This is a genomic window from Sphingomonas sp. Leaf339 (assembly GCF_001426195.1).
Classification (GTDB): Bacteria; Pseudomonadota; Alphaproteobacteria; order Sphingomonadales; family Sphingomonadaceae; genus Sphingomonas.
The window spans coordinates 354,410-371,948 of sequence record NZ_LMRS01000034.1 but is presented as its reverse complement, the minus strand read 5'-3'; the positions used below and the strand labels follow the sequence as shown (position 1 = coordinate 371,948).

The window sequence follows — 17,539 nt, the reverse complement described above, 5'->3', positions numbered from 1 at the left end:
TGCTTTCATTAGCAGCGGTTGATCCGAAATCACGATGCCGGCGTCCGTGGCGGGATGTCGACGACGAATGATGGATCGATCGGCGGTGGTATCGGAATGTCGGATGCTGGTGTTCGCGAGGGCAGCGTTTCGCGCTGTTTCAGCCAGATGATCGCCGCAATCGTAAATGCGACGGCCGCTGAGGCCATCGGCGCAGTCAGACCGTAACGATCAGCGAGGAAACCAGTGATAAGCGGCGCGAAGAAGCTGATGATGCGTCCCCAGTTGAAGATCGACGCTGCGGTCGAGCGGAGGTGAGGAGGATAGAGCTCGGCAAGCCAAGGGCCCCAGATCACGCTGGAGCACAGCATCGCCCCATAAACCAAACCGACCAGCCGGAAGAGGAGCATGTTTGTGGGCATCGCAAGATACACCAGAATCGCTGCCGCCGCGATGAGGAATCCAATTGCGTTGAACCGGCGGCCGTAGCGATCGGCCGCCCAACCCCAGACAAAACCCCCGGCGATGTTGCCCGCGAATTGCCAGGCAACCAGATCACCCGCGACTGCCGCCGACAGGCCGCGCGTATCGGTCAGGTAGGTAGTCAGCCAACCGCTATAGGCTTGGTAGCCAAAGAAATTCAGGCCCGTCATTGCCGCCAATAGCAACGTCTGACGGCGGACCGTGGCATGGAACAGTTCGCGCACGGGCAGCTTCTCGGCGCTGCGGACATGATGACGATCAACGCTCGATCCTGCCGGAATCAGCAACAACATGACCACGGCAAGTATCAGCGGCGGCACGCCACCTAGCCATAGCAGAAGGTGCCAGTCATGCCCGCCAAGCCGCCCCAAGGCGAGGCCAAGCGCAACGATCGAAAAGCTGAAACAGGCGTTCAACGTCCCTGCGACGCGGCCGCGAAAGCCTTCTTCAAAAAGGTTGACATAGATGCTGACGCCGACTGGAAAGACGCCACCCGCGAACATGCCGAGCAGGAAACGCTGCATCAGCAATTGCGGGTAGCTCGCTACCAGCAGACCGGCGAGCAACGACAGTCCATAGCCTGAGATGATGGCGGCCAGAACAAGGCGGCGTCCAAATCGATCGGCCAACTGTCCAATCATCACCGCACCGATAAGGGCACCGGCCCCCTGAGCTGAATAGGTCGATCCCGCCTGAACGAGAGAAAGTCCCAAGGCGGTACGCTGGAAGGGACGCAGTACATCGACGCTGTTCCACGCCCAGCCGTAGAGGAATTCTCCGATCATCAACGCGGCGAATATTGCGAGCCGCCGCCCCCGGGTCAGCGGCGCTGCCAGTGATAGCGTCTCCGGCTCACTGCGATCTGTCATCAGGTCAGCCCTCCCCTCGCTATTAGATTGCATCCCAATTCGCTTGTAAAGCGAGATAAAAGACTGACTAAAAGGCGGGTTCGGGTGTTCAATCCGGAAAACGTGACTATTTCGCAACAAAATGCCAAAGAAAAGCCTTTGTAATAGCTTTTTTAATATTACGGCATCTTGCCCATTGGTGCATTCCCATTCACAAATTTGTCGACGCTGAACCGATGGGTGGCGGCGCAGGGCAAAAGTTTGGCAAGGTGGAGGAATGCGCAATGAGCGGGACACACTGGCTTCGTAATGCATCGATACTGGCGATAACCGTCGCTGCGGCGATCGCCACGCCAGCCCTTGCGCAGGATGCGCCGATCCCCGCGTCGGGCAACGTTGATGCTACCCAGCAATCGTCGTCATCGACCGACCAGACCAGCGATCTGCTTCCCGGCGAGATTGTTGTGACGGCGCAGCGTCGGGCCGAGCGCCTGCTTGACGTGCCGATCTCAATTACTGCGGTCAGTGGTGCGGATTTACAGCGTCTGCATGCTGACAATGTCAGCCGCCTGGAATTCATTGCGCCCGGCTTCACATGGGGCAGCCAGGGGTCAGACTCATTTCCGGCAATCCGCGGCGTGCGTACGAGCCTGGTCAGCGCGCAGAACGATCCAGTCATCGGCTTTTATATCGACGGCATCTATCAGAGCCGCACCCAGCAGCAGAGTATCCCGCTGTTCGATATCGCACGGGTAGAAGTGCAGCGCGGGCCACAAGGTACGCTGTACGGCCGCAACACGTTTGGCGGCAATCTCAGCGTCGTCACCGCCTCGCCGACCAACAAGTTCGAAGGCGGGCTGAACGTCGATTTCGGCAATTATAATTCACAGCGGATCGATGGATTCGTCAATACGCCGCTCAGTGATACGCTCGCGCTGCGGGTGGCCGGTGTCTATCAGGATCACGATGGTTATGTCCGCAGCCGCGCCGGTGTCAGGATCGCGGATCTGCAGGAATATGCCGGTCGTGCCTCGCTTCGCTGGACACCCGACAGCCGCCTGGAGGTAGAACTGCATGGTGGCTTTTGGCGCCGCAATGATGCTGGCGCGGGCTCGTACGGCTACAAGATAGCGGGCACTCTTATCAATCCGCAGACCGGGTACCAGTCGATCAACGGCGTACCCTATGCTGTCAACCCGTCGGTCAAGAACGGATCGGTACTGGTCAACGGCGTCGACATCGGTGTCGCCGTGACGCCTGGGCCGTACACCAACGATTGGGACTATCAGCCGTTCGAGCGCATTCGCGAAAATTACGGATCGGGCACGGTCAGTTATGATGTCGGCGCGGCAACGGTGCGTTCAATCACTGGCTATACCTTCTTCCGCGCGCATCGGAGTGCCGATAACGACCAGAGCAGCGTCGTCTTCCAGGCGCCCGCGCTTGGCTTCGGATCGGGGCAGCAGGAACCAAACACGCGCGCCAAGACGTTCACGCAGGAACTGCAGCTGGTCTCGAACAGCACCACGCCGTTCCAATGGATCATCGGGGGCTATTACCTGCACGATGATATCTTCGAGACGTACCAGCAAAAGATCGACGCGCCGAATTCGGCGGTGCCGGGGTTCCGGGCCGATGCCGCGCTAAAGACTAACGCCTATGCTGCCTATGCGCAGGGTACCTATGCCATAGTCCCTGATACGTTGCGCCTGATCGGTGGCATCCGTTATTCATACGAGAAGAAGTCGTTCGATTTTGCGGACTTCGCCGATGGCATTCCCAATACCTACACCTTCACCACGCCGTACAGTGTGACGTCGGGATCGCCATCGTTCGACAGCGTGACCTGGCGCGCGGGCGTTCAGTTTACGCCGGATCGGGCAACGATGATCTATGCCACGGCATCGACGGGCTTCGCGTCAGGAGGCGTAAACGATACCGGCGGCAGTGCGGCAATTCCTGAGTCCTACGCGCCGCAAAAGGTGAATGCCTATGAGGCAGGGATCAAAAACCAGTTCCTGAACGGACGCGTCCAGACCGAGCTGGCGCTCTACTATAATAAATATTCGAACCTGCAGATTAACGTTTATACGCCGCAGGTATCCTATTTTGGCAGCGCCGGCCGCGCTCGCAGTTACGGCGGCGAAGTGAGCGTACGGACGTTGCCGCTGCCCGATCTGCACATCGACGCAACGCTCGCATATCTTAATGCGGAATATACACGCTACATCAGCGGCAATAACTTCTATGGTGCCTCGAACGCTGCGGATCCGGTCTCGCTGAACTTGGCGGGGCGGCGCATACCACAATCGCCACGACTGAAGACAACGCTGGCTGTATATTACAACATCGACTTGGGCACTAATGGCACGATCGCGCCATATGCCAACTGGCTGCATTCCAGCAGCTACTTCACCACCGACTATAACACCGTCCTCGATTTTCAACGCGCCTATGACAAGTTTGATGTGTCGCTCCGTTGGACTGAGCAACGCGGGCGGTTCTACGTCGAGGGATATGGCAATAACATCACTGACAAGGCAGTGTTGCTAAGTGCCGTGGTCGGCCGCGCACAACGGGTGCAGGTATCCTACGGTGCGCCAGCGACCTATGGAGCCCGTGCGGGTGTTAAGTTCTAATCGGGCGTTACTTCGGGCGGGCGTATCGGTAAGCAGCGGGCTCGCAGGTACGCCCAGCCTCCATGCCATTCGACTAGAAAATTTGTCTGGATGGTTACCACGACGGAATTAATCGCCGAGGCATTGCCCGCTCGATTGCGGCGCCGAGTGTAAATAGCGTCGGTTCGGCATTGGCGCGCGCCAGCAGCTCAACCGACAGGGGGAAGCCCTGCGCAGACTGGCCAACGGGCACTGCCAGGGCAGGCCAGCCGCTGCATGCCGCCAGTTCGGGCGCCCATCCCCCCTTTGGGTTATCCATCGAAAGCGGGAGCACGGCCGACGGGGGATAGAGTAGCGCATCGTAGCGCCCTTCATTGATGATCGTGTCGAGTGCCGATCGCAGATGCGCGTGCCTGATCAGGATGGCGGTACGGATCTCCGGATTGCGAGGACGTGCCCTCGCCTTCAGATTTATGTCGTACTCCGGCAAATATTGGCCGCTCGCGATCAGTGCCGCTAGCGAAGCCGGAGCCGTCTTCTCGTGAAAATTGCCACGCAAATATCGGTCGAATGCTAGGCCGAACTCTTCGTCGACGATGTGGTCGCCGGCGGGGATGAGGTTTTGTGGCAGGTCGGGCGCGTCATCGACATCGACACCTGCGGCGCACAGTGCCGCGACTGCGTTTTCCAGCCCCGCCGCGATCATCGGCACCGCGCCCGTCAATTGCCGGATAACGCCGACACGCATACCTCTGGCGGAGCGAAGACGCTGATTATGATTTGCGGAGAGGACGGCGAACATCGTCATCGCATCGTCAACGCTCCGCGTTATCGTGCCGACCGTATCGGTCGATGGCGCGAGCGGCGCCACACCGGTGATCGGTACGACGCCCCAGGTCGGACGCAGGCCGACTAGGCCGTTATACGCGGCAGGAATACGGATCGAACCGCCGGTGTCGGTGCCGAGACCGGCCATTGCAAAACCGGCGGCGACGGCGACCGCGGTGCCGCCGCTCGATCCGCCGGACGTGACCATGGGCGCGAACGGGTTGCGCGTGTCGCCGCCGAGCGAGCTGCGCGAGCGAATTTCGAACGAGAACTCTGAGAGGTTGGTCTTGCCGATAACGACCGCACCGGCGCCGAGCAGCGCCGCGAGCGCCGGTGCGGTCTTCCGCGGCATTGCGCCGGCCAGGGCGCGGCACCCCGAAGTCGTCGGATCGTTGAGCAGGTCGATATTGTCTTTCACGGCGATTGGAACGCCTTGCAGCGACGGCAAGTTTTTGGCAGCGCCGCGGAAACGTTCACGGTCACGGGCGCGGGCGACCTCGATTGCTTCCGGGTATACCCTTAGCATTGCGGCCAGTTTCACGCCGTTGCGGTCATGCGCGGCAATGCGCGCTAGGCACGCACGTGCGGTTTGCTCTGCCCCAGTGGCTTCCGTTGCACACCTGATCTGGAATGACCGTATATCCTGATCGTCATCTGACATGTCGTCGCCCACCTGATCGAATGAATGGGCAGCGTGAACGGCATGATGCACGGACGACGCCGCCCAAAAGGCGGGTTAGCCAGCCGCCCGGTGGAGGGCGGCCAGCTTGACCTGTGCCAGCATCGACAGTTCGTCATAGACGGCCCATTCGTCGATAATCTTGCCATCGCGAACGTGATAGTGAGTGATGCCCATGACTGAGAGGGGATGGCCGGTAGGTGCGCCCAACGGACCATAGCCAAGATGATGGCCTTCCAGCGTCCAACGGACAGCGTATTTAGTGCCGCCTTCCTCGCTGTCTACCGAACAGATGTGCTGAGGCACATAATATCCGTCGGAAATCAGCGCGACCAGTCGCATCGTCTGCTGCAACACCGCCGCGACGCCGTAATATTCCCGCATTAGCGGCCCGTGCCACTGGCAATTCGGGGCGTATAGTTCATGAATGCGGCCGAACATACGCTTGTTGTAGATGTAGTGCAGGTCACGCAGTAACTGCGCTTCGCTGTCATTATGTGCGATCGACGTGTCGGCATCGGTCTCCGGCGGGTACTGGCCGAGCAGGCGGCGGTTCTCGACCACCTCCATGATCGGTTCGTTTGCCTCAAACTTGCGGTTAGCGATGTCCTGCGCATAGGCATGGGGGTCAAGCCCAAGCTGAATAACTGGGCCCATATTGTCACGGACGATCCACTCCTTGTAGATCTTGTTTTCGATAATCATGCAATCGGCGACGGTGCGTGTTAAGAAGGTGCGGCCTGTCGGTTTGCCGTACATGCCATATTGGCTGTGACGGCCCTGCCCATGCGTCATATGGCTGGTGTAGAAACCGTCGCTGTCATTACCTCGCCAAATCACCTGTTGAGCAAGCCCGCGACGATCCGGAAATTCGACCAGCCGCTGGATTGTGTCGCGGATGTGCGTTTCGCGATCGTACATCGTGCCCATGGTCGTGTAGGCGACGCAATTGTGCGTATAGTGTGTATAGATCAGACCAACGTCGCGTTCGTCCCAGATGCGGTGCGTGCAACGAACGATGTAATCGACGATATCGGTGTAGATCGGGTCGAAACCCCGCATCCCTTGCACTCGCGCACGATCCGTCGGAACCAACTCGGTAAAGTCGCGGCGTTCGACCTGCAGTACAGTGCCATCCGTCTCGGCGGCGGTCGCATCGGCGCGGCGAGCCGGTTGGTGCGAAGAATCGGTCTTGGTCATGTCGTCTCCTGTGCGGAACGGGGTTAATGGCCGGATATTAGATGAGAGAGCATGATCGACCCGCGCGAGCCAGGCCGCGACATGCCCAGCAACCTGGTCCGGAGCCTCCAGCGGCGCAAAATGGCCGGCGCCATCGATCAGGACGAGGGTCGCTTTGGGCAAGCCATCGGCCAGCTCATGCTGCATCGGCGGTGGGCAGAGAAGGTCGTCCGCCCCGGCGAGGATCAGCGCTGGCATAGTCAAGCGGGACAGCTGGTCGCGCTTGTCGGTGCGGGCGCAAGCCAGTCTCTCCTGCGTGGCGTGGGTCTGCGGGCCGATGCCCTCGGCCATAGCGTCCAACAGCGCGCGAAGGACTTGATTGTCATGTCCTGCCAGACCGGTAGCGCGCGGCCACATCGCAGCAACAGCCGCCGCCGGGGGGCCAGGATGGGGTGGCGCGTCGCCAGCGCGGGCGCGGGCGTTGCTGTCGACAAGGGCGAGTCCCGCGACCCGGTCCGGTGCGAGCAACGCCATCTCCAGTGCGACAAGTCCGCCGAGCGAAAAACCAAGAAGGGCGAACTGCGGGGGCGCCATGTTGAGGAGCGTCGTGGCGAGGACAACCGGATCGTCGTCGTCGATTGGCAGCACCATAGTGACGCGCTCGGACAGCCGTGCCAACAGCGGCGCGAACAGGCGCTCGTCGCACAGGGTGCCAGGCAACAGCACGAGCGGGACCGCCATGGCGCTATCTTTGCGCACGATCGGAGAGCGGATCGGGGAAGTCACGCTTGGCATTGCCCTGTAGCTGTCGTCTTGCATGACGATCACGCTTGGTCTAGCTGTTCTGCATTCGGATGCAAGCATGTTTGCCGTTACCGGGAGATGGATGTGAATTGGACTGAGGAAGCCATGAAGGCCCGTCTGGTGCGGTATGCCGATCTGGTGCCGTGCCGCACCGCGTTCATCGATACCCGCACGCCTGGGTCGACGGAAAAGGAGAACTTCACGATTATCGGTGCGGGCGTTTCGGAAAGTGCGGACCAGCATGTCCACATCACCGAACGGCATGGGTTCAATATCGGCGCGGCGCGTCAGCCGTTCGGCTGCGTCAACTCGCAGCACAGCCACGATACCGCTGAGGTGTTCATCGTCCATTCCGGTCACTGGCGGTTGCCGTTTGGTCCGAACAAGGAAGACGGGTCGATCGTCATTGGTCCCGGCGATGTCGCTTCGGTGCCGATCCACATGTTTCGCGGTTTTGAGAAGCTTGACGAGGGCGTGGGGTTCCTTTTTACAGTTTTAGGAGAAGACAATCCCGGCAAGGTCACTTGGGCGCCGGCGGTGTTCGAGGCCGCGGCTGACCATGGACTGAAGCTCGCGAAAGGGGGGCGGCTGATCGACACCTCGCAAGGCGATTATACGTTGCAGGACGTTGAACTGGCTGAGGCCACCGGTGACGATACCGCCGCCGAACTGAAGACGCCGCCGATGGATAAGCTTCGCCAATGCGTCGTCGCGGCTGATGCGATGACAGGCAACCCGAATTCGCGGCTTGCGATGGAGGGCGTTGAAGAAGCGGGGGTCATCACGCCGGTGGCGACCGACGACGGGTTCAAGGCGGGTCCGATCTCAGGCTGGTGGCCCCATGGGTTTAATGTGCGTCGCCTTACAATGTCGGCCGGGGCCTATATCCCGCAGCATGCCCGCGCAGAGGTCGAGGTGATATTTGTTCATTCCGGCACGCTGGAAGTAAGCTGGGACGGCGGCGCAATCATAATGGGCGCTGGCGACACGTTGAGCGTTCCGGTCGGTCTGCCGCATGCATTCCGGAATACGGCATCGGTCGATCTCGTAGCGTTCGTGGTACGAGGGGGGGATGCGCCGGGGCTACCTCAATTCGTTGCCGGCGTTCCGATGATTTAGGGCTCTGTCAGCCTCCGAATGCACCGGCTGATAATGAGGGTAGGGCAGGCGAGGCCTATGCTCCGCCCCCGCAAGCCTGCAACGCTGTTTCGGTACTTCAACTCATCGCTTGGGTGATCCGGCTCGTAGTTCTGATGGTATGTCCGCTTTCCGCTGCTATGATCGCGGGCGAGGTGCTGGAGAGCTATGTCACGAAGACACGCAAAAAGGCGGCGGCGCTCACTGTCATGAATAAGACCCGCAACGCCATGGCTCACCGGAAGCGATCACCACCGATGGCCCGCGTTCTTATCGAACCGCGATGAACGATCCTGGCAACACCGAGAAGCGGGAGGTGGGCCGCTGGGCGAAAAGGCGGGTGGAGAACTCTCACCTGCCGTTCCGACGGCGGGAGAGGGCGTTACGAAGCTTTAGGCAGATCAAGACGCCGCAGAAGTTCGCATCGGTTCATGCCAACGTCCACAACCACTTCAGCCTGGAGCGCCATCTCCCCGACCGACAGCCCTTTAAGGATCAAGGCTCAGCCGCGCTGGCTAAGTGGCAGAACCTTGCGAGCAGGGCCGCCAGCGTTAAAGACCGCCGTACATCATGTGGAGAGCGGTTCGCATTAGACTGACGGCACCTTCGCGCTGCCATTTGGCATCGTAATAACAATTCATCATGCGTCGATGCAGCGGCTACCCCATGGGGTAATCCCATCCGGCAAAAAGGATCTGGCGAACTTCTGCAATGGTCGGCGGGTTGGTCCATTTGATATCGACTGGGCGCCGTCTTGATCCGGGACCGGATGATCCTTGTTCGAAGAAGCGGGAGTCTGCGGCGTGGAATAAGCGGTTCTTGCTGCCATCGGGTGCGGTGCCGGCCATGCTCGTCCAGTGATCCGGATGAATGTGGGCGTCCATGAAACAGTCGATGAATATCGCCTGCCCGATCGCCTGCGGATCGGCATAGCGTCCGTCGGGGAACGTCGTTGTCGGATGCCATGGCCGCCCCAGCGCGACCGAGCCATCGGCTACGCCCGGTTCGCGCGTCAGGCGCGAACGATAGATCACGATGCCGATCGGCTGGTTCGCCGGGGTAGATGGGGCGGTGATGAACGAAGCAAATCCGCCCGGCGGAATCGATGCAGCCCGTCGTCGCGAACGGATCGTGCTATTTTCGATCAGCAACATGCCACTGCCGAAGATGAAGTCGATGTTGCCGGAAATCACCCCGTTTCGGAACAGCGCGCGCTTGCCATGGGTGAAGAGCGTGTCCTGATATCCGATGAGATGTACCTTGTCGAAAGATATCCGGTCGCTGTCGGTATCCAGTAACACAGCCAAGCCCTGAGAATTGCTGATCTTGCGCGGGTCGCCCGGCGGCAGGGCGTCGTTCGCCAGATAATCGAACGTGTTCTCGATCGTCAGTTTACGGATCGCCACGTCGTCGGCGGCGATGGCCAGCGTCGCGGAACCGGGCGTGCCCCAGTTGTCCCGGTCGTAATGGCCGGCGTATTCGGCCACCGAATCGAAGTGCAGTCGTGTCCGTGTCGGGCCGGCACCCATAAGACGGATTTTATCGCGGTTGAGGACGACCTTTTCATTGAAGTCGCCGGGACCCACGTCGACCAGGACCCAGCCGACGGACTGGTCGTTTTTCGCCGCATCGACCGCCGCCTGGATGGTGGTGAAACACCCGGTCGGTCGGTCACAGATTTTCCGCACGTGGTAGGTGGCTGGATCATCAGACCGGGCAGGCGCGGTGATGGTACACGCCAGCAGTGCAAGTGTGGCGAGGCGCCACCAGCGTGCGGCAAAGCTGAAGGAGCGTGCCGCCACGGCGCCGTGTATCCGCTGGATCAAGCTCATCCGTCATCCCAATGGTGCGATCCGGTTGTTTCCCGGTCTGGATAGCTGGTCAGGCTAATGGATGCGCGATGCGCCGTCCATCATGAGCGGGAACGCGCATACCCAGATCAGGCTTCACCTATTCCCACGTTTACCGACCGAGCGACCGTTCCCCTTCACTACGATGAGCCGGGCTCGATGCTCTGAAGCCGCGCCACGGCCAGCCCGGCGAGGATGGGCGCCTTGGTGGGAGCAGATGTTGGGCTAGCTGTACCTCGAACTCGATTAATCGCGCCGCTTCATCCGATGAACTGCGATGTTCATGTTGGATGCGGTGTCAGCTCTATACGTAGTGTTCAGGCCGCAGCCGGCCGCGATCCCGCGCTGCACAGGCGGGTGGTCAATCGATCAAAATGCGCTGATCCGGTTGGATCAGAAACGATCGTGTCGGCCGGCCGTTTTGCGACAGGGTGACGTGTTGCGGCGCGGGGTCGATGCCAAGCAGGCTGATCGGCTTGCCCTGCTTGTCCGTCGACACGCGGACGCTGCCGCCGGCCACCCGCATCGACAGGCTCTTGCCTAGGAGGAGCGTGGCGCCGGTCCGATCATATCGGATTGTCGCCATGTTGCCGGCATCAAGCGGCATGGCCAGCATGGCATCGCGCGCGGCGGGATGGCGGGGGCGGATGTTCCAGTCGAGCCGATCGCGTTCCTCACGCACGCCGACCAGCCGCCATGTGTAATCCACCATGACGAGCGACGTCGGCGAATAGCCGGGCTCATCCGCCTGCGTGAAGGCCCCGTTCTGCGGATCGACCTGTTGACGCATCGTCGGGTCGGCCTGGATCGCATCGCACCAGCGATCCATCATCGCGCCGAACGCGCTGGCGCGGTTGTAATGATCGAACCAGCGACCGGCGCGCAATGCCGTCAGCGCCTGCGCCGCGCCGCCCCATGAATTGGCCGGGATCGGTCGCACGAACCGGGGATCGTCAAGCGCGATCGAGGGAAGGGGGCAGGGCGCCCAGAAGGCGCGGGGATCGTGGATCTGCCGGGTCCACAGCGTATCGAACATCGCCTGATCGGGGACATGCTCCCCGCACACCCGCGTCAGGATATCTGATCGGATACGCACGAAAGCATCCTGCGCATCGAGATCATAGAACGCCGCATCGGCGGCGACATACAAACGGGCGATGATCGCCCGGCGGATCGTCTCGGCCCGTTCGGTCCAGCGATCCGCCTCGGCGGTCTTCCCCAGCGCGGTCGCCATCGACGCCAGCGCGCGTCGCGCGCCATAGGTCGTTGCCGACAGGTCCGGACACAGTCGCGGCAGCGACGCGATGGGATGATGAGCGCGCGCATTCTTGTTCGGACACTGGTTGGGCATTCCCGCCCAGCGCGGGCTGTTGTCGTGCCCCGTGTCATAGGTGCAGAACCCCTCGACCAGCCCGGTCCCGCGTGTGTTGCGATATCGGTCGAGCCACCCGTCCCACGCGGCGCACCCGCGATAGGCGGCGTCGAGCAGCTCGCCATCACCGGTCGCCTCCGCCAGCTCCCATGCGGTCGCGGCGATCGGCACGACCATCTGGATCTGGCCGAAACTTGTCTCCACCAGCTTGTTGTTCGCCGGCAGCTGCCCATCGGCGCGTTGCAGATCGAAGAAGGTGAGATGACTGTGGCGTGCCACGTCAGGTCGCCATTTGCGATAGACCAGCGCTTCGTGCGGTCCGCATTCTTGCCAGATGCCGCGATAGCTCGCGCCCTCGATCAGCACGGGCTCGCTGCAATAAGGCATGACCTGTACGTTGGCGGCGAGCACGGCCAGCGCCTTGTCATAGGCGTTCTGCCACCGGGCGTTGCTGGTCGAATAGGTCGGAGCGTCGGCCAACACTTCGGCCCCGGCGGCCGGCGGCATCGCGCCTAGTGAGATGGCGGCGGTGCCACCGGCGATGAAAGAGCGTCGGTCCATGGCACAACTCCTTAGGATCAGGCGGTATCGTCAGTTCGTGGGGCGGTGATCAACCCGGACCCAATCGATATCGACATGCCCGCCGCCGCCACCCTTGTTGAAGGAGAAGAGCGCTGGTCGTGACCCTTTCCACCACGAAAACCGCGCCAGGGGAATGGGCGCGCCGATCGAAAGGAAATGCCGCGATCCACCGACGCTATAACTGTAACGGACGGTCTGGTCGGCGCCAACCTCGGCACGTAGATCGATCGTCCGTGCGTTCAGCGCCGTGACCGGCGTTTCGATACCCTGATCGGCGCCCGTTATCCGCAGACGGCCCGCGTCGCGCACGATGCCGATCCAGCTTGGACGCACGCCGAACAGCGTAAGCCCCGCGCGTTGCCCGTCCGCCATGCCCGATACGTCGATTCGGGCGCTGATTTGGCTGTGGGGGCCTTGCAGTATCTGGGTGAGCGTGTTGCGGGCGGTGACGAGGTGGTCCCCGGGCAGCGCGTTCAGCCGCAGATAGCCGGGACGGGCGGTCAGGCTCCAAGCGCGATCGTCGGGATTGTGGTTCCATTCCCAATGCAGGCCCAATCGTCGCCTTGAAAAATCATCCGACCCCTGCAACCGGTCACGCGTCGGCGCGTGTCCGGTATCTGGCATCGTGTGACGCAGGACGGGTTCGCCGGCGTTGCCGATCACCGGCCAGTCGTCGGTCCACCGCAGCGGCTCCAAATAGACGATGCGTCCGAACGCGCCGGCGCTGTTGAAATGAACGAACCAGCCCTCGCCCGATGGCGTCTCTACCCAGCCGCCCTGATGCGGCCCTTCCAGCGCGGTACTGCCCTGGCGTAACACGACGCGGTGTTCGTAGGGGCCGCGGATATCGCGCGAGCGCAGCGCGACCTGCGCGCCCTTCTCGACGCCGCCGAACGGGCCGAGGATGTAGTACCAGCCGTTCCGCTTATAGAGCTTGGGGCCTTCGAGGATCGGCAGGTTTGTCTTGTCCTCGACGATGGTCGTGCCGGCATCGAGGACGCGTGTACCGTCGGCACTCATGCGGTGGAGAATCAGGGGACCGGCGCCGTGGCGCGAATGGACGAGCCAGGCAGCGCCGTCATCATCCCAGAATGGGCAGGGATCTTCCAGCAATGGCTGGTCGATGACCTTGACGGGTTTGCTCCAAGGACCGGTCGGTTGTGCGGCAGTCGCCATGAAGACACCCTCATCCGGCGTCGCCCAATAAACGTAAAACAGGCCCGCATGATGGCGGATCGACGGCGCCCACACACCACCGGCATACCGGGTGCCGCCCACCAGTTTCGACAGCGCGTCCGTTAGCGTGTGTGGCCCTGGCATGTCATATTCGGGCGCGAATGGCAGGGTCGGCAGGACATGGCCGATGATCTTCCAGTGAACCAGATCGCGCGAATGCAAGATCGGGATGCCCGGCGAGAAATGAAAACTCGAGGCGACAAGGTAGTAATCGCTCCCGACTCGGACGATGTCGGGATCGGAATAGTCTGCGAATAGGATGGGATTCACATACGACACAGGGGCCGTGGTCGCTGCCGATTCGACCGCACCACCGGCCCAGATCACGAGCGCTACCAACGTCGCACGGCATGGGTAGCCATTGATGGAAAATCGGGACCGGCTGCCTTTTATTGGGGGTGCGATGTCCAAGGCGAGCCTCTCCTGATCATTATTTTGCTAGTTGCCACCGGTGGCAACTTTGCGGTATCGGTATCAGCAGTGATCGGATTAGTCACTATAGATGTCGTATAGCTCTACTGAATAAATTTAGTTCGTAGAATAGTTTGATGTGATATTTGTCAAGTTACGTAAAAACAAAGTAAATAATGGGGTATACCAATTAATCGCAACCAACGCGTCACGCGTTAATTTGTTATGGTACCGCTAATATAAATTAAAAGTCACGGTGATTAGGCGGAGCAACCGCCAGCGCAAAAGAGGTCTGTCATGCCCAGTGCAGGGCGCAGCAGAACAAACCGAATAGGGGAGGATGTATGAATCAGATCGTCAAAGGGCGTCACGTACGGTATTTCTGCGGCACTGCCGCTTCACTGATCGCCGCGTTTGCGGTTTCGTCGGCCACCGCACAAACCGCGCCGCTGCCCACGACTGCGGCCACCACCGATAGTCAGGAGTCCGCGACCCCGCCGGGTGCAACGATTGATCCGGCGCCGGAGAATGCCCGCCCAGAGGCTACGGCACCCGATATCGTCGTTACTGGATCACGCATCGCCCGGACCGGGTTCGACGCCTCGACCCCGGTCAACGTCGTCAATCAGGACGACATCAAGCTGTCGGGTAACGTCAACATCGAAAAGACGCTGGTGCAGTTGCCACAGGCGGTGGGTTCGGCGCTTGGTAGTGCCACGTCGAACACTGTTCCGGGTGGCTATGCCGATGTCAATTTGCGCGGCTTCGGCTCACAACGGAACCTCGTGCTGGTGAATGGTCGCCGTTTTGCGATCTTCGGGCCGGAACAGGTGACCGATCTGAACACGATTCCGTCGTCGCTGGTCGCGCGTACCGAGATTGTCACCGGCGGATCGTCCGCCGTCTACGGATCGGATGCCATCACCGGCGTCGTGAATTTCATCATGCGGCAGGATTTCAACGGGATCGAGGGTCGTGCCCAGTTGAACATGGACGGGCCGACCGGCACGCCCGTGTATAATGTCGACCTGACGATGGGCGGTAATTTCGCCGAGGGTCGCGGCAACCTCGTGGTGTCCGGTAATTACCTGAAGCGTGGCTCGATCACCCGTGGTCAGCGCGGCGGTTACGCGTTCGACTCTCTGGTCGATGGCTGCGTCGTCCCCGGCACAGGCAGCGACAGCCGCGCCGGCACGCCATTCCGGTCCAACGCGGTCAGCGGCTGTGCGGCGGCGGGCGGCGAACTCGGCTTTCTGGCCGGCGGCAGTGGCGACATTCCGAACGGTCGCTTCTCCGGCATCCCGGCGGCGGGCGGCACGAATACCGCGCTGAACGCGGCCTATGCCGCCGCTGGACTGGGCGCGCTCGGCACCCGTGGCTTCACGTTCAACGACACCGGCACCGCTGCCCGCCCGGCGTTGACGCCGCAGGACGATTTCAATCTCGGGCCTTTCAATTACCTGATCCAGCCGCAGGAACGCTGGATGATAAACAGCTTTGGCCATTATGATTTCAGCGATGCAATCACCGGCTACATGGAGCTGCATTACAGCAACAACACCGTCGATGCTCAGTTGGCGCCGACCAATGTCGGTACATCGACACTTTTCAATGTCGATAATCCGTATCTGACGGCGCCCTTGCGTGAGGTGCTGCGCCAGCTCGATCTGGCAGAAACGGGGACGACGACAGTCGGGACCGGCACCTCGACACGGACGACGGTGCGAGGCGACGGGCTGGCGGTGTTGACCGCCGGTCGCCGCTATGTCGAAAACGGTGCGCGGTTCGCGACGGAGCGGCGCAACGTGTTTCGTGGTGCATGGGGTTTCCGCGGCGATCTAGGCAACGTGTCGGACTCGTTCCTCACCGACCTGAAATACGACGTCTATTACACTTATGCGCGCAGCGAAGACACGTTGCAGCTGAGGAATGCCGTTTCGCGCAGCCGGTTGCAAACAGCCCTGCTGTCTGCAAACGGCGCGGCGCCCGTCTGCAATATCTTTGGCGCAAACGTATCCGCCGCGTGCGTCAGCGCCATTTCGATCGGCGCGACCAACTCGACGATCGCGACGCAGCAGGTCGCGCAGGGCAGCATCACCGGCAACCTGTTCCAACTGCCCGCCGGCCCGGTCGGCTTCTCCTATGGCTATGAATGGCGCAAATCGCAGGCGACGTTCACGCCCGATAGTTTCCTGTCGTCGGGTGACGTTGTCGGTTTCAACCCCGGTCTTGCCACCAGCGGATCCGTGTCGGTCAAGGAAGTGTTCGGAGAAATCCGCGTTCCTTTGGCTCACGACACGCCATTGATCGATAGTTTGGTGGCGAACGGCGCGTTCCGGTATTCCAAATACGGTTTGTCAGGGATCGGCGGTGTCTGGACATATCTTGGCGGGCTCGATTGGCGGGTCAACCGCAGCATCGCCTTCCGCGGCCAGTATCAGCGCGCGATCCGGGCACCGAGCGTCGCTGAGTTGTTCGGCGGATCGAGTCGGTCGTTCATCACCGCAACCGACCCCTGCTCCAGCCGCGCCGCGGCGGCGCAACAGACTGCGGCGGTGCGCGCGGTGTGCGTGGCGACCGGGGTGCCGGCGGCATCGGTCTTCAACAATTCGATCCAGCCGAACGCGTTCTTCCCGGCTGATTCAGGCGGCAATCCCAATCTTGGCGCGGAAGTGTCCGACACCTATACCGGCGGGGTCGTCTTCACACCCAGCTTCGCGCCGCGCCTGTTCGTGAGCGTCGATTATTTCAACGTCTCGTTGGCAGGTGCGATCGCGCCACTGGGTGGTGGCCTCCAGAATGCACTGAACCTATGCTATACCATCGTGCAGGATGCCGGCAGCGAGTTTTGCCGCGCCGTGCAACGCAATCCGGTGACGGGTGAGATCAACGAGCCGTTCGCGGTTCAGGTGCGTAACGCCAATACCGGCAACCTGAAGACCTCGGGCGTCGATTTCGCGGCGCGCTACCGCCACACCCTTGGGTTCGGGATGCCGGGTCTCGGCAATAGCAGCACGATCGATTTCGGCATGAATTATACATGGCTCGCGCAATTCGATTCAGTGCCGGTGGCGGCGTTCCCAAACGTCGTCAACCGGTGTGCCGGATCGTTCGGGCCGACATGCGGCCAGCCATTGCCACGCTGGCGGGGTACGTCGCGCGTGACGTGGACGACCGGCGATCTCGGCCTATCGGTACGGCATCGCTATATCGGCCCGGTCACGACCGACCGTTACGTTGTGCCGCTGCGCCAGGGATCGGTGGCGACGCCGCTCCTGTCCGCCATCCCGTATCCGAAACTGGGCGATCAGCATTATTTCGATCTGTCGTTCAATCTCGATGTCCTGAAAAGCGTGCAGTTGTACGGCGGCGCCAACAACGTGTTCGGCAAGGATCCGCCGGTCACCACGCAGGGACCGAACGCCAACACGTTCTCCGCCACCTATGACGTGATCGGCACCGAATTCTTCCTGGGCGCGACGCTGAAGTTCTAGGACCGGATGACAGGGGGGGCGGACCTTGGTTTGCACCCC

10 protein-coding genes are annotated in these 17,539 nt (G+C 61.3%); 4 read left to right on the top strand and 6 right to left on the bottom strand.

The window, feature by feature from the left end; genetic code table 11:
- Window positions 1–29: 29 nt before the first annotated feature.
- Window positions 30–1,625: an MFS transporter gene (locus ASG67_RS13995; RefSeq protein WP_082543542.1), complete on the bottom strand. Its 1,596-nt coding sequence runs from the start codon at window positions 1,623–1,625 to the stop codon at window positions 30–32.
- Between ASG67_RS13995 and ASG67_RS13990 the strand changes: the two genes are divergently transcribed.
- Window positions 1,595–3,949, top strand: coding sequence for a TonB-dependent receptor (locus ASG67_RS13990; protein ID WP_162244364.1), 2,355 nt, complete (start codon window positions 1,595–1,597; stop codon window positions 3,947–3,949). The two genes, ASG67_RS13995 and ASG67_RS13990, sit on opposite strands and share 31 nt — an antisense overlap.
- Before the next feature lie 94 nt (window positions 3,950–4,043).
- On the opposite strand, the gene ASG67_RS13985 is transcribed toward ASG67_RS13990, so the two are convergent.
- The gene (locus ASG67_RS13985; protein WP_156460830.1) at window positions 4,044–5,417 is read right to left on the bottom strand and encodes an amidase; all 1,374 of its coding nucleotides are present in this window, start codon (window positions 5,415–5,417) and stop codon (window positions 4,044–4,046) included.
- 75 nt (window positions 5,418–5,492) lie between these two features.
- Window positions 5,493–7,769 carry an alpha/beta fold hydrolase gene (locus ASG67_RS18475; RefSeq protein WP_235535218.1) on the bottom strand — a complete coding sequence of 759 codons (2,277 nt, stop codon included), beginning with the start codon at window positions 7,767–7,769 and terminating at the stop codon, window positions 5,493–5,495.
- On the opposite strand from ASG67_RS18475, the gene ASG67_RS13975 reads away from it, so the two are divergent.
- Together ASG67_RS13975 and ASG67_RS13970 are read left to right on the top strand one after the other, a co-directional pair.
- Window positions 7,755–8,537, top strand: a complete 783-nt coding sequence (locus ASG67_RS13975) for a cupin domain-containing protein (protein WP_235535217.1) — start codon at window positions 7,755–7,757, stop codon at window positions 8,535–8,537. The two genes, ASG67_RS18475 and ASG67_RS13975, sit on opposite strands and share 15 nt — an antisense overlap.
- Window positions 8,538–8,838: 301 nt before the next feature.
- Window positions 8,839–9,153, top strand: coding sequence for a hypothetical protein (locus tag ASG67_RS13970; RefSeq protein WP_056531343.1), 315 nt, complete (start codon window positions 8,839–8,841; stop codon window positions 9,151–9,153).
- Window positions 9,154–9,214: 61 nt separating this feature from the next.
- Here the strand turns inward: ASG67_RS13970 and ASG67_RS13965 are convergent, their stop codons facing one another.
- The 3 genes from ASG67_RS13965 to ASG67_RS13955 all read right to left on the bottom strand — a co-directional run bounded on the left by ASG67_RS13965 (window position 9,215) and on the right by ASG67_RS13955 (window position 13,865).
- Window positions 9,215–10,387 (bottom strand): pectinesterase family protein, encoded by a 1,173-nt coding sequence (locus ASG67_RS13965; RefSeq protein WP_082543538.1) that lies wholly within the window; start codon window positions 10,385–10,387, stop codon window positions 9,215–9,217.
- 379 nt (window positions 10,388–10,766) lie between these two features.
- Window positions 10,767–12,338, bottom strand: coding sequence for an MGH1-like glycoside hydrolase domain-containing protein (locus ASG67_RS13960; protein ID WP_056531342.1), 1,572 nt, complete (start codon window positions 12,336–12,338; stop codon window positions 10,767–10,769).
- Between the two features lie 30 nt (window positions 12,339–12,368).
- Complete coding sequence (locus tag ASG67_RS13955; RefSeq protein ID WP_235535216.1) at window positions 12,369–13,865, bottom strand: glycoside hydrolase 43 family protein; 1,497 nt, start codon at window positions 13,863–13,865, stop codon at window positions 12,369–12,371.
- 485 nt (window positions 13,866–14,350) lie between these two features.
- Here ASG67_RS13955 and ASG67_RS13950 point away from each other — a divergent pair, with 485 nt between their 5' ends.
- On the top strand, window positions 14,351–17,500 hold the full coding sequence (locus tag ASG67_RS13950) for a TonB-dependent receptor domain-containing protein (RefSeq protein ID WP_082543537.1): 3,150 nt from the start codon (window positions 14,351–14,353) through the stop codon (window positions 17,498–17,500).
- Window positions 17,501–17,539 lie beyond the last annotated feature (39 nt).

Bases quoted from the DNA above. Each gene is read 5' to 3' on its own strand.
- ASG67_RS18475 (WP_235535218.1), bottom strand. From the start codon at position 7,769: ATGGACGATGAACACCTCAGCGGTATCGTGGCTGTGCTGCGAGTTGAC.
- ASG67_RS13960 (WP_056531342.1), bottom strand. From the start codon at position 12,338: ATGGACCGACGCTCTTTCATCGCCGGTGGCACCGCCGCCATCTCACTA.
- ASG67_RS13970 (WP_056531343.1), top strand. From the start codon at position 8,839: ATGAACGATCCTGGCAACACCGAGAAGCGGGAGGTGGGCCGCTGGGCG.
- ASG67_RS13965 (WP_082543538.1), bottom strand. From the start codon at position 10,387: ATGAGCTTGATCCAGCGGATACACGGCGCCGTGGCGGCACGCTCCTTC.
- ASG67_RS13985 (WP_156460830.1), bottom strand. From the start codon at position 5,417: ATGTCAGATGACGATCAGGATATACGGTCATTCCAGATCAGGTGTGCA.
- ASG67_RS13990 (WP_162244364.1), top strand. From the start codon at position 1,595: ATGAGCGGGACACACTGGCTTCGTAATGCATCGATACTGGCGATAACC.
- ASG67_RS13950 (WP_082543537.1), top strand. From the start codon at position 14,351: ATGAATCAGATCGTCAAAGGGCGTCACGTACGGTATTTCTGCGGCACT.
- ASG67_RS13995 (WP_082543542.1), bottom strand. From the start codon at position 1,625: ATGCATTACGAAGCCAGTGTGTCCCGCTCATTGCGCATTCCTCCACCT.